Annotated in this window: 9 protein-coding genes and 1 rRNA gene; 5 read left to right on the forward strand and 5 right to left on the reverse strand. The window is 63.0% G+C overall.

Annotated features, from left to right (window positions below; all coding sequences use genetic code 11):
* Positions 1-575 precede the first annotated feature (575 nt).
* The 3 genes from rrf to ACN0TK_RS18345 all read left to right on the forward strand — a co-directional run bounded on the left by rrf (position 576) and on the right by ACN0TK_RS18345 (position 4378).
* Positions 576-690, forward strand: a 5S ribosomal RNA gene (gene rrf, locus ACN0TK_RS18335).
* A 1393-nt stretch (positions 691-2083) separates the two neighbouring features.
* Complete coding sequence (locus ACN0TK_RS18340; protein WP_347164815.1) at positions 2084-3523, forward strand: ammonium transporter; 1440 nt, start codon at positions 2084-2086, stop codon at positions 3521-3523.
* A 135-nt stretch (positions 3524-3658) separates the two neighbouring features.
* The gene (locus ACN0TK_RS18345; RefSeq protein WP_206564348.1) at positions 3659-4378 is read left to right on the forward strand and encodes an FCD domain-containing protein; all 720 of its coding nucleotides are present in this window, start codon (positions 3659-3661) and stop codon (positions 4376-4378) included.
* A gap of 136 nt (positions 4379-4514) precedes the next feature.
* Here the strand turns inward: ACN0TK_RS18345 and ACN0TK_RS18350 are convergent, their stop codons facing one another.
* Positions 4515-5834: an ABC transporter substrate-binding protein gene (locus tag ACN0TK_RS18350; RefSeq protein WP_417310992.1), complete on the reverse strand. Its 1320-nt coding sequence runs from the start codon at positions 5832-5834 to the stop codon at positions 4515-4517.
* A 152-nt stretch (positions 5835-5986) separates the two neighbouring features.
* Here ACN0TK_RS18350 and ACN0TK_RS18355 point away from each other — a divergent pair, with 152 nt between their 5' ends.
* Positions 5987-7339, forward strand: coding sequence for a flavin-containing monooxygenase (locus tag ACN0TK_RS18355; RefSeq protein WP_417310993.1), 1353 nt, complete (start codon positions 5987-5989; stop codon positions 7337-7339).
* A gap of 796 nt (positions 7340-8135) precedes the next feature.
* A complete protein-coding gene (locus ACN0TK_RS18360) occupies positions 8136-8783 on the forward strand; it encodes a helix-turn-helix domain-containing protein (RefSeq protein WP_417310994.1) in 648 nt (215 codons plus the stop codon).
* Between the two features lie 67 nt (positions 8784-8850).
* Here the strand turns inward: ACN0TK_RS18360 and ACN0TK_RS18365 are convergent, their stop codons facing one another.
* From ACN0TK_RS18365 to ACN0TK_RS18380, 4 genes are all read right to left on the reverse strand, one after another.
* Positions 8851-9918 carry a heme-dependent oxidative N-demethylase family protein gene (locus ACN0TK_RS18365; RefSeq protein ID WP_417310995.1) on the reverse strand — a complete coding sequence of 356 codons (1068 nt, stop codon included), beginning with the start codon at positions 9916-9918 and terminating at the stop codon, positions 8851-8853.
* Between the two features lie 11 nt (positions 9919-9929).
* Positions 9930-10916: a PDR/VanB family oxidoreductase gene (locus ACN0TK_RS18370; RefSeq protein WP_417310996.1), complete on the reverse strand. Its 987-nt coding sequence runs from the start codon at positions 10914-10916 to the stop codon at positions 9930-9932.
* Positions 10913-11515 (reverse strand): dimethylamine monooxygenase subunit DmmA, encoded by a 603-nt coding sequence (dmmA, locus tag ACN0TK_RS18375; RefSeq protein ID WP_417310997.1) that lies wholly within the window; start codon positions 11513-11515, stop codon positions 10913-10915. The genes ACN0TK_RS18370 and dmmA overlap by 4 nt, the downstream gene beginning before the upstream one ends.
* Positions 11516-11613: 98 nt before the next feature.
* Positions 11614-12759, reverse strand: coding sequence for an aminomethyltransferase family protein (locus ACN0TK_RS18380; RefSeq protein WP_347164810.1), 1146 nt, complete (start codon positions 12757-12759; stop codon positions 11614-11616).
* Positions 12760-13228: the final 469 nt, after the last annotated feature.

Here is a 13228-nt window from a genome sequence, read left to right on the forward strand (position 1 = left end):
TAAAGAGGTACGTGAGCTGGGTTTAGAACGTCGTGAGACAGTTCGGTCCCTATCTGCCGTGGGTGTAGGATACTTGAGAGGAGTTGCCCCTAGTACGAGAGGACCGGGGTGAACGTTCCACTGGTGGACCAGTTGTCGTGCCAACGGCAGTGCTGGGTAGCTATGAACGGACAGGATAACCGCTGAAGGCATCTAAGCGGGAAGCCCCCCTCAAAACAAGGTATCCCTGAGGACCGTGGAAGACCACCACGTCGATAGGCCGGAGATGTAAGTGCAGCAATGCATTCAGTTGACCGGTACTAATGGTCCGATAGGCTTGATTTGATCCAGTAACAGCAAGGTTGGATACGCCTCCGCGCTCAAGTAGCAAAGCGGTAGCGCATCAAACCTATTACGGAAAACAAGCATACACAAAACGTGTACATGACCTAGACGACGATGTTGATTGTGCTGCGTATCAGCGCCCAGCTTGCTAGGGTGCGGGTTCCCGGGACATCTTGCTGCGCAAGATACCCTGACACCCGCTCACCATACCAAGCAAAAGCAAAATGCGCAGCATTTTGGTTTTTCCTTGGTTTGGTGGTCATAGCGAGAGCAAAACACCCGGCTCCATTCCGAACCCGGCCGTTAAGTGCCTCCGCGCCGATGGTACTGCGTCTCAAGACGTGGGAGAGTAGGTCGCCGCCAAACCTAGTAAAAACCAAATCTCTCTATACAAAAAACACCAGAACGCCCCGACTGATCCCATCAGTCGGGGCGTTCTTGCATCCAAAATCCAAAAAATCCAGCGAGAAAAACTGCTCCCCGTGGGGTCCGCGTTTATCGGCCAGCGCTGTTCAAGGGTGAATCGCGATCCGACGCGCCCTCGACCGTCCTTGAAGTATTCGTGCTTGCATCAGGCTCGCGGTCTGGTGTCGGTGAGCTGAATTGATCAGGTCTGCGGGGAACTTGTTCCCGATGGCCCCGTGCGGTCTTTCTTCCTTGTCGCCTCACCGCCAAGCCTCCTGATCCGGGCCTTGCGGGGGACCTGCAGGACAGGATGCCGTCTTCGGCCTGCCTGGTGATGGGGGCCTTCAGGCCCTTCCACTCCTTTCCCAGCCAGGGATTCCGTCGGGACAACTCTAAGCCGCAATCCAGACATTTGCGGGAATCGGATCATGGGCCCGCCAAGGCCGTCGCGCCGCCCATCAGGAGCTTCAGTCATGAGGGGCCTGTCCTTCACTTGGCAAACGAAGAGCGGTCTCTTGCGACCTGTGAGAGGCGGCTACGGGCTGCTAAGTCACGTCGGAGCGGGATTGATCGGACCTGGCTACGGTGGCATCTGCGGATGCGCTGCCGTTTATCGAGGGCGCAGTGAAGGGGCGCTCTTGCCGTACATTACATAAGACTGATTACCGGATTTATCTGTGTCGCCCCAAGGCGTCGATCTCCCCCATGAGCAATTCAGAAATGTCACTCTCCTCGCAGGACGATCTGCGGGTAAGCGGCTATGGGATGGGTTTTGATGCACAAGTGCGAGCCGAGCCGGGGCAAGGTGTAGAGCCAGCGCCCGCCGCAGCGCTTTTGACGCGCAGGACCGGCGGGGCCGGGCTGTCTTCCTGAATGGTTAAGCTGGGGCCGCTTGCCCTGATGCCCCGCCCTCTGGCCCAGCGGTTCACGCCGGTTTCGGGCCCGGGATTCGCGCCTATTGGTCTATTTGAACGGACCAGACCTGGAACCATCGGCCCATACACGGCCTTGTCAGACAGCCTGACGCGACGCGGCCGAAGCAACGCAATGGGATCTCCATCTTAGGGGGCATGGAAAGCAAGGCGCTGAAAAACAAGATCTAAAATCCGAAAACTCCCTGTCCCGCGCGTTCGAAAATTGTTCAAAACCATGCCCGCGCGGCAAAAAAATTTCCCCTCATGAAGAAAACTCTTTGGTCCACAAGCCTTCTTCCTGCATCATACCCGCGACCGAACAGGCCTAAGCGGTCCAAATTGGTCCAATATACACCAACAATGGTCTTTTGCAGGACCCCTGGCCCGCCTTCGCGTCGGCACGTGTCCCCAGAAGAACCAGAACCAAGAGGGATGACTTAATGTCACTGGATATTAGCACTATCTATGCCGAACAGGTGACGCTCAACCAGCTCGTGCAGAACCTGCTGTACGCGTCTGGGACCGTGGGCGCCATCTTCGTCGTGATCGGCCTGCTGTTGATCGACGCGGGCACCACCCGGCGGAAGAACCTGTTCAACTCGACCATCGAAAAGACCCTGGGCTTCTTCCTGGGCTTCACCACCTACTACGTGATCGGTTTCGGCTTCTGGGCCGCGCAGTACTATATCATGGTCGAAGGCACGCTGATGGATTCCATCAAGGACTGGTGGATCGGCGGAGCCATGACCAACAGCCTTGCGCACCGGGTCGATCCGGCGATCTTTCCCGGCCTGAACACCTTCCAGATCTTCGTCTTCTTCCTGGCGGTCTTTGCGGGGATCATCAACGTCCTGCTGCATTTCTCGGTTGCCGAGCGCATGAAGCCCGCGGCCTATTACATCACCTGCGTGGTTGCCGCCGTCGTCTCTTCGGCGCTCAGCCTTGTCACATGGGGGTCGGTCGGGCCGCTGACCAACCTGGGCTTTCATGACTTCTTCGGCGTGGGTTTCGTCTACATGTTCCCGGCGGGCATGCTGCTGGTCTTCACCCCCATGCTTGGCAAGCGCCCCGGCATGATGGAGCCGCATCCGCGCGTGTCGGCCTATCTGGCGCCCAGCATCGGCCTTTGCGCACCGGGCCTGCTGATGATTTTCGCGGGTCTGCCGCCGGTGATCCTGTCCTGCCTGTTCTTCTTCGATCCCGAAGCCATGGCGTTCAGCGTGACCATGGCCGAAACCAGCGTCGGCGTCGCGCTGAACAACTATGCGCTGGTCTGGGCCGGCGGCGCGGTCACCGGACTGATCCTCGCCTATGCCTCGAAGAACTATGCCTATACCCTGCTCGGGCCGCTTGCGGGCTATGTGGCCGGGGCCTCGGGCTTCGACGTCTACCTGCCGTGGCAGGCGCTGCTGCTGGGCCTCGTCGCGCCGCTTGCCGCCTACGCGGTCTACGAGTTCACGCTGAAGCGCGGCATCGACGAGCACAAGCTGTTCCCGCTGTTCCTTGGGTCGGGCACGCTGGGCCTGATCTTCCTTGGCATCTTCAAGGCGGGCACCCCGCGCGGCGGGTACCTGGGCATCGAGGAAGGCGCCTATGCCTTCCAGCACGGCGAGATTTCCCTGCTTATGCAGCTTGCCGGTATCGTGACCTGCGTCGGGACCGGCGTTGTCACCGCTCTGGTCCTGTCGGTGATCCTGAAGGCCACCGTCGGACTGCGTGTGGACGATGCCGACCAGGTCGACGGTCTGGACAAGCTGTACTGGGATCTTGAACCGGACGTCCACACCCATGCGGACAGCGTGCCGGGTGCGGGTTCGACCGGGCGGCCCCACGATGCCCCGGCGGCAGCCAGAACGCCCGACGGGCTGGCGCGCAGCTGACCGCAAAGCCTATTGGCAGGCCCCGGCATCGCGCCGGGGCCTTCTTGTATCCAGCGCCGCTTGTCGCGTAATACAAGGTTGGACGTCCTGCCACGGGGCGCAAGACGCGCCGGGATCGCCGTGACGGAAACACAGATGAACCAGACCAGACTCAACGCCTCTGCCGCCCCGAGCAGTATCGGGGAAACGGTCCGCATCGTGGTGGACCGGCTGCTTGTCCGCATCCAGTCCGGGGAGTATCCGCCCGATTCCCGCCTGCCGAGCGAGCGGGCGCTGGCCTCGGAGCTGGGGGTGTCGCGCAACACCGTTCGCGAGGCGCTGGATGTGCTCGAAAGCCGTGACATGGTCCGGCGGCGGCAGGGCAGCGGCAGCTTTGTCACCTACCATTCCCACCGGTCCGAGGCCCCGCAGCAGGGTTCCATCGGAGAGCGGACAAGCCCGTTGGACCACCTGATCGTGCGTTCGATCATCGAGCCCGAGATGACCCGCCTTGCGGTGATGAACATGACGCCCAAGGATCTTGAGGAACTGGCCCGGGTGGTGGTCCGGATAGAGGCGGTGCGCACCGACCTCAACGAGTTCATCAGGGGTGAGGAAGAGTTCTACCGGTCGATCGCGCGGGCCACGCGCAACCCCCTGCTCGAAGCCTGCTACGAGCTGACCATCGAGGTCTGCCGGCAGAGCTTCCGCACCGCGCTGATGCGCAAGCACCTGACGCCCGGACGCATTCAGGCCTATCAGGCCCGGTTCAACTCGCTGTTCAACGCGATTGCCACGCGGGACGTCGAGGCGGCGGTCGAGATCACCAAGCTGCATCTGGTCGAAGAGCAGATGCTGTTCCTGCACGAGCGTTAAACCTCCGGGCCGCCTGACACGGGGCGTCGCCTGCGATGACCGGGTTGCCCGCCACGCCCGGCCTCTGGCGCAGCGGTGACCGCAGGCCGCTGGTCGGCGGCGGCCCCATCCGTCAAGGCGCAGCGCGCGGGGCCTGTCAGTCTCCGGCTTCGCGGGTCAGAAGGCCGGTGGTCTGCACGGTGCCGGCCTCTGCGCGCTGCTGCCACAGCTGCCCCATCGACTGCAGGTGCCTGCGCAGCAAGGTCTCGTGCCGCTTCAGCCAGTCCGGGACCGACCGGAACTCGGCGATCTGCGCCTTGCCGTCCACCAGGCGCACCACCGGCCAGTCGCCGATCAGCGCATTGTCGATGCCGAAGACCTGCTCGCCCCACCAGCGCGCGGGGCCGAAGGCATGGGTCACCGGCTCCATCTGCTTCATGGTGGTCAGGACCGAAACCGGCGAGACCGAGGCGACCTTTTCCACTGCCGCGTGCCAGATTTCGAGAATCGCCACATACTCCCAGCTGACCGCGCTCCAGGTCTCGGGGTAGCGGGCGTTGTATTCCCGGTAGAACTCCTTGGGGCGGTTGAAGAAGAACGCCTTGCGCGCCAGCTTGGGGTCGTCGAAATCGGGGAACTGGAACAGCGTGCCCTCCATGAAGGCGCGCGACGTCCGCGCCACGCAGCGCGGGTAGTTGTCGAAGGTGCAGGACAGGATGCGCCCGTCGAAACCGGCCTGATAGGCGTATTCCGTCATGGCGTGCACCATCGGCGTGTAGCTGGTGCACCAGCACAGGACGTCCGGCTTCTGGGCCAGCATGGGGTCGACGATGGCGGCGACGTCGGTCTCTTCCGGGTCGTAGAGGATGTCCTTGACCACCGGCAGGCCCGCCGCCTCGAAGGCAGCGCGATAGGTGGCCGTCGACGGCAGCCCCAGCGCATCTCTCTGGCTGCACAGGGCGATCCGGCGGCGCTGCGGTTCGTTCTCGGCCAGCCAGTCGACCGCGGTGACGTTGAAGACCGGGTGCACCTCGGAGGGCGCGATCAGGTAGCGCGTGTCCGGCGACAGGTCGCTGGGCAACAGGGTCGAGGTCAGCACGCGCCTCTGGTTGAGGAAGGACCGAAGCGGCGTGTAGGTGTCGCCGCCCAGCATCATCAGCAGGCTGACCCCTTCGGTCAGCACCAGATGCCGGGCGCCTTCCATCGCGCGCTGTGGATCGTAGCCGCAGTCGAAGGGGATGATCCGCAGCGGATAGCGGCGGCCTCCGATCAGGATGCCCCCTGCCCTGTTCAGCCACTCGGCCCAAAGCTCGCAGCCGTAAAGGCCCGGAAGACCCCACGAGCTGACCGGGCCGCTCAGGGGGGCCAGAAAGCCGACATTGACCGGCTCTGTCATCCCGACGCGATCATTGGGAAACAGCGAGGTTACGGCGATGGTCTGTGCGAAACTTGATCCCAGCATACCAATCTCTACCATTCGAGTGCCTTTTTACAAGACGGCTAATATTCACCCGAGGGTAAATTTGTTTGCCTCCGTGAAAAAAGTATTTGACAGAACGGCGGCACAAGGGTGACATTTGGTGCAACCAATAAGTACCAATAAAGTCCTCTTCAGCATGGGAGACAGAAATGACCAAGAAACGGGTTGCCATCATCGGGGCGGGACCGTCCGGCCTTGCCCAACTTCGCGCGTTCCAGTCGGCGGCGGCAAAGGGCGAGGAAATCCCCGACATCGTCTGCTTCGAAAAGCAGGACAACTGGGGCGGGTTGTGGAACTACACCTGGCGCACGGGGCTGGATGAGAACGGCGAACCTGTTCACTGCTCGATGTACCGCTACCTGTGGTCCAACGGCCCGAAAGAGGGCCTGGAATTCGCCGATTACTCTTTCGAAGAGCATTTCGGCAAGCAGATCGCCTCTTACCCGCCGCGCGCCGTGCTGTTCGACTACATCGAAGGCCGCGTGCAGAAGGCCGGGGTCCGCGACCTGATCCGCTTCAATACCGCGGTGCGCTGGGTCAGCTTCGACGAGGCCACCGGCCAGTTCACGGTCACGGTGCACGATCACACCAAGGACCACGTCTACTCGGAAGACTTCGACCACGTGATCTGCGCATCCGGCCACTTCTCGACGCCGAACGTGCCCTATTACGAAGGCTTCGAATCGTTCAACGGCCGCCTCGTGCACGCGCATGACTTCCGCGACGCCCGCGAATTCTCGGGCAAGGACATCCTTGTCGTCGGCTCGTCCTACTCTGCCGAGGACATTGGCTCGCAGTGCTGGAAATACGGCGCCAAGTCGATCACCTCGTGCTACCGCTCGGCGCCCATGGGCTTCAAATGGCCCGACAACTGGGAAGAGAAGCCGGCGATGGAGAAGGTCAGCGGGAACACCGTCTACTTCTCGGACGGCACCACGAAGGACGTGCAGGCGATCATCCTGTGCACCGGCTACAAGCACTTCTTCAACTTCCTGCCCGACGACCTGCGCCTGAAGACGGCCAACCGCCTGGCGACGGCGGATCTCTACAAGGGCGTGGTCTTCGCCAACAACCCCAAGCTCTTCTACCTCGGCATGCAGGACCAGTGGTTCACCTTCAACATGTTCGACGCGCAGGCCTGGTGGGTGCGCGACGCGATCATGGGCAAGATCGACCTTTCGGGCGTCAGCAAGGAGCAGATGCTGGCCGATGTGAAGGAGCGCGAAGCGCGTGAGGAAGTGGACGACGACGTGAAATACGCGATCCGCTACCAGGCCGATTACATCCAGGAGCTGGTGGCCGAGACCGACTATCCCAGCTTCGACATCGACGGCGCCTGCGAGGCCTTCTTCCAGTGGAAGAAGCACAAGGCCGAGGACATCATGGGCTTCCGCAACAACCGCTACAAGTCGGTGATGACCGGAACCATGGCCCCGGTGCACCACACGCCGTGGAAGGACGCGCTGGACGACAGCATGGCGGCCTACCTCCAGAACGCCTGATCCGGCACCCGGGGCGCGAGACCGAAAGCGCGCCGGGTTCCCTTGCATCCGCGACGCCCCCGACACGCCTGTGTCGGGGGCGTCGTGCTCTGGGCCGATCCGCGCAGGACCGCGACCCGGCCCCTGCCCCCGCTGATGCGCGCAGGGACGAATCCCGCCGCGCTGTCCGGCGGATCGGTCGGCCTGTCATCGCGGGAATCGGCGGGAACAGCGATCCGGGACCGCGATTCTGCCGCCTGCGGCGGCGGATTTCGCTCATTTCACGAGAAAAATTATTTCAGGGAATCAACGGCTCGCGGCCTCGCGCGCTGCGATCTGAACCACTTCGAACCAATGGAAGCGGGGCGCAACCTGTTGTCCTGGCCCGTCTCTGCGGGGCCGCAGGCGGCGCTCTTGCACCGTGGCCGCCAAGCCCCTGACTGCGCATCGGCCCGCACCGGGATCGTCAGCGGGCTGCTGCCTGCGGCGCGAGGTCTTCCTTCAAGACCAAGGGTCAAGCCCGCCTTTCGGATGCATGAGCAAGAAACCTCCGCCCGTCGGCGAGGCGCCGCCAAAGGCAATTCCGCGGAAGCCTGCTCTGGCCGATTGCGCCGGTACGATCCGCCTAGGCCCGCCGGAGACGTCGCGAATTCGGTGCAAAGGCCGGTTCAGGCTCTTCGAGCTTCGGGCCAATAGAACCAATCAGACCAATTTTTTTAACCACAGGAAAACTTTTTTGCAATGCAGTGAAATTCCGCTAAAAGTAAGAAGCGTGGACGTTAGCCTATACAGTGATTTCATCGAGGGATATGCAGGCATGAAAATTGACACCCCCAAGGCCATGACCAAGCTCATCCAGGATCCCCACAGCATTCGCGAGGAACGCGAGAAGGTTCTAGAAGTCGCCATCGGCCGTGAAGTCCGCGCCTACCGGAAGAAGCAGAACATCACCGTGGCAGAGCTGTCTGCCCTGACCAATCTGTCGATCGGGATGCTGTCGAAGATCGAGAACGGCAATACCTCGCCCTCTCTGACCACGCTGCAGACCCTTGCGAATGCCCTGTCGGTGCCGATGACGGCCTTTTTCAAGGGCTTCGAGGAACGGCGCGAGGCGGTGCACACCAAGGCGGGCGAAGGGGTCGAGATCGAGCGGGCGGGCACCCGCGCCGGGCATCAGTACAATCTGCTGGGCCATATCGGCGCCAATTCCAGCGGCGTGATCGTCGAGCCCTACCTGATCGTGCTGAACAACGAATCCGACACCTTCAAGACCTTCCAGCACGACGGGATCGAGACGATCTACATGCTGGAGGGCTGTGTCGGCTACCGCCATGGCACGGAAACCTACCGGCTGGAGCCGGGCGACACGCTGTTCTTCGACGCCGACGCGCCGCACGGACCGGAAGAGCTGATCCGCTTCCCGATCCGTTACCTGTCGATCATCTGCTACCCGCAACGCACCTGAGGGGCGCCGGTTTCTTCGAAAGAAACCGGCCCGGAAACTTTGGAAGTTTCCGGGCCCCGTAGGGATGTCAGCGTTGCAGCGGCGGCTCGCTTTCCAGATCCGGCCAGATGCCTGGGCTGGTGGGCAAGCCGTCGTCGTATTGCGACAGGTAGTCCAGCATCATCGGACGGTTGTCGATGAAGCCCTTGTAGGTCGCCAGCTCGTCGGGCAGGTCGCTCAGGACGCGGTGCAGGCGGCGGCCCCATTTCGGCACCGTCACCACGTCCTGAAAGGCGATCAGGTAGCAGCGGATCGGGAAGAGCAGCGCGTTCGAGCGCGGCAGCCGGAAGAAGGTCTGCAACTCGACCCGCAGGTGCTGCTTGGCGCCGATGTTCTCGGGCGTCAGCGTGGTCTTCTGGATGCCCCATTTGTGGTAGTTCTCGGGGCTGGTATCCAGACGCGGGTTCACCGTCATGGTCCAGTTCAGCCGCCGCGCAGGGGCGCCTTGCTGGACGTTCAGCAGGAACTTCAGGGCGCGCTTGAAGATGCCCATCTCATGCGCCAGCGGCACCGGGGCGTGCCACTCGAAGAAGTTCATGCCGATGTCGAAATCGAGGCTCCAGTCGGCCTGTGTCGTCACCATGCCCGCGTCCATCCACAGCATCTCGTCGCGCTGGTCGAGCACGGCGAAATCGCCCTGTGTCTGGCGGGTGATGTATTCCAGCGGGCCACAGGGCAGCGTGGTCTCGTCGAGGAAGGTAAAGCTGTGGTCGATGCCCATGGGCTTGTTGACCCAGCGCCAGCGGTCACCGTCGCGGTGCAGCTCGAAGAGGTCCGGGTAGTCCTCGGACTTCGACACCATGATCAGTTCGAGCGTATCCCAGCCGGCCAGCGTCATATGCGGCAGCGACTGGCAGCGCAGCGGGTCCTCGGCCAGCACCAGCGCGCGGTCCTGCATCTCGGACAGGTAGTGCTCGTCGACGTCGAAACGTTTCTCGTAGATCGAGCCCTCGGGCCCGCCCTGGTGCTGTTCCATGTTGACCGAGTACATGTAACTGTCCTCGTGGAACGGGAAGGGGAAACGCTTGATTGCCCAGGCGGAATTGCGGAAAGAATAGTCGTCGCGGAAGGTCTCTTCGTTGAACTGGATCGTCATGTCGCTGCTCCTTACCGGTCCAGAACCAGCGTCTTGCCGACGAAGCGGCTGACGCAGGGCATGATCTTCTTGCCGGAGGCGTGGTCTTCCTCCTCCAGCCAGTGGTCGCGGTGGACAAATTCGCCGTCCGCCTCGACCACGTCGGTTTCGCATTGGCCGCAGGCCCCGCCCCGGCAGAGGAAGGGCGCGTCGACGCCGCAACGCTCCATCGCTTCCAGCAGGCTTTCGTGTTCGCCCACCTGGATGGTGATGTCCGAGCGGCAGAGCCGCACCTCGAAGGGCTTGCCGGGCTGGGGCGCGAGGAATTCCTCGGAGTGCACGGCCTCTTCGGGCCAGCCATGGGCGGTGGCGGTGCTGTGGACCCAGTCGATCATGCCCGCCGGGCCGCAGACATAGACATGGGTGCCCAGCGGTTGACCGTCGAGAAGATCCGCCAGCGGCAGCGCCTGCCCCTGATCGTCGTAATAGACATGCACGCGCGCCGGGAAGCGGGCGGTCAGCTCCTCGGCGTAAGAGGCCAGCGCGGCGCTGCGGGTGGCGTAATGCAGTTCCCACTGCCCGCCCATGCGGTCGAGCTGTGCGATCATCGCCATGAAGGGCGTGATGCCGATGCCGCCCGCCAGAAAGACGTGCTTGCGCGCCCGCATGTCCAGCGCGAACAGGTTAACCGGGTAGCTCAGCGTCATCGTATCGCCGACCTTGACGTTCCGGTGCATGAACAGCGACCCGCCCCGACCCGCGTCGTCGCGGCGCACCGAGATCGCGTAGGTCGTGGGATCGGCGGGGTCGGACATCAGCGAATAGGGATTCAGGCGGGTACGGTCGCCGTCTTTCATCTCGATGACGGTATGTGCACCCGCGGAGAAGGGCGGGAAGGCTTTGCCGTCGGCGCGGGTGAACTCGAACCGTGTCACAAGCTCGTTCAGCGGCACCACCGCAGAGACGGTGACGGCAATGCGCTCGGCACCGGCGCGGGCTTTCTGGGGCGCGGCGCTCATGAGTACAGCCTCACCGCTGCGGGGACATTGCCCGGGTCTTCGGCGTCGATGCAGACGCCCTGAAAGGCGGCGATGCGGCGCGAGTAGTGGTCGCGCACGAACAGGTTCAACCCGCAATGGGAACAGGTGAAGGGATCGGTCATGACGTCCTCGGTGATGCCCTTGCAATGCACGCATTGCATCCGACGCGCGACAGAGCCGCGGTGTTCGGTCTGGATGGCGGTATGCGGGATGCCTGCGGCGGTGGCCTCGTTCATGGCCTGCCCCATCAGTCCCTCGGTTCCGGCAAGGTAGACCTGCAGCCCCATATGCGCGTCCGACAGCACCCGGCGGATGCGCGGGACCGAGGCCTCGTAGCTGGGCCCCTCGTGGAACTGCGCGGGGTTCAGCGCACGCAGGCGGTCCGCGAAATCGGTGCCCTTGGGGATATAGATCACGTGGGCTTTGGTCATCAGGCCGGCGTCCTGCGCGGCGAGATCGAGAAGCGCCTCGGCGCCCTCGGCGTCGGCGATCATCAGGTGGCCCTTGCCCGGGCGCGGCGCGAGGGTGCCGTAGACCGGGCGGCTCTGGATGCTTTCTGGAAACTGGAACTTTGACATCGCGGTGGCTGCTCCATCTTGCTGCTGCGACTGCCCCCTGGGGGGCCGGACCATGGATATGGAAAGGGGCGCCCCGTGAAGGACGCCCCTGCCAACGATCAGCCCTTTGCGGTGCGGATCGACTTGTCCTTGTCGTAGAAGGGCATTTCCTCGGCGGTGCAGGCGATTTCGGTGCCGTCCTCGTTGCGCACGGTCAGCTTGGTCCCCGGCACGGCGCAGTCCACCGGCATCCGGGCGATGCCGACATTGTAGCCGTTGAGCTTCGAGTACATGCCGTAGGTCACGACGCCCACGGTCTCGCCGTCCTTCAGAATCGGTGCGCCCATGTCGGCGGGCGTCGTGCCATCCAGCATGACGCCGTAGATCTTGAAGCGCTCCTTGCCCTCGGCGGCATAGTGGTTTTCGGCGCCGCGGAAGCCGGTCTTGCCCGGCGAAACGGTGAACTCCAGCCCCAGTTCCCACAGGGTGTCGCCGCAGGGCTCGTCCTTGAACGGATAGGTTTCCGAGTTGTCGCCGGGATAGAACAGCAGGTAGCTTTCGGTCCGCAGCAGGTCGAGCGTCGAGAACTGCACCGGGCGGATGCCCTCGTCGGTGCCATCCTTCAGGATGCTGTCCCACAGCGCGATGGCGTGGCGCGCCTCGCAGAAGATCTCGTAGCCGCGTTCGCCGGTGTAGCCGGTGCGCGAGATCATCACCGGGTAGCCGAACAGCTTGGTCTGAACGATGCCGAAATAGGCCAGATCGCGGATGCCCGGCACATGCTTGGCAAGGAAGTCGACGGCGGTCGGGCCCTGCAGCGACATGTCGTGCAGGTCATCGTCGAAGATCACCGCGACGTTCTTGCCATGCGCCGCCAGGGCAATCGATTCATTGCCGGTGCCGGTGCCATGCACGACCATCCAGTGGTTGACCGAGATGCGGTAGATCACGCAGTCGTCGATGAACTTGCCGTCGTCGTTCAGCATGCAGGCATAGACCGCGCGGCCCGGCATCAGCTTGTCGACATTGCGCGTCGTGGCGCGATCGATCACGGCGGCCGCATGCGGGCCGGTCAGGTGGATCTTCTTCAGACCCGAGACATCCATCAGCCCGGCCTTGGTGCGCACGGCTTCATAGTCTGCCACGGCCCGCTCGTCCGTGTGGTCGTAGAACCACGCGGTGCCCATGCCGTTCCAGTCCTCAAGCTCTGCGCCAAGTTCCGCGTGGCGCGGAGCAAGCGCCGAAGTTCTGTAGATGATCGCCATAACGCGCCTCCCATTCGTGTTAGTTTGGCAAGCATTCAGACCCGAGTCGCCGCAAAAATCAATACTTTCGTTCAGATTTTTTTCCTAACGGGAAAACTCCCGCCCGGGCTGCCGGTTTATATGCGCTGCGGCGCGCGGCCCCCCTGACTGCCGCGCCATGGGGTCATGGCCGCCCTTTCGGGTGGCTTTGAAACGACTTTTTACCAATGCCAGGCGTCATCATCAGGCAGGAGCCGATGCATGGCAACCGAAAGACGCGCAGGCCCGCATTCACCGGGATCCATGCCCCGGGGCCGGTGATCTCTATGCGCTCGATGCATCCGGGCTCTGCCCGCCGCAGTTCGCGCCGGACGTTCCTCGCTGCTGCACACCCGCCTGCCCCGTGCCGCGCAGAGGGGGCGGGCCGGTGTTATGCGGGCCACAGGGCGGGGGCGCGGTTTGTCGATTTCTCATGTTTTCTGAGGAAACC

This window comes from Devosia sp., assembly GCF_048261455.1.
In the GTDB taxonomy this organism is placed as follows: domain Bacteria; phylum Pseudomonadota; class Alphaproteobacteria; order Rhizobiales; family Devosiaceae; genus Devosia_A.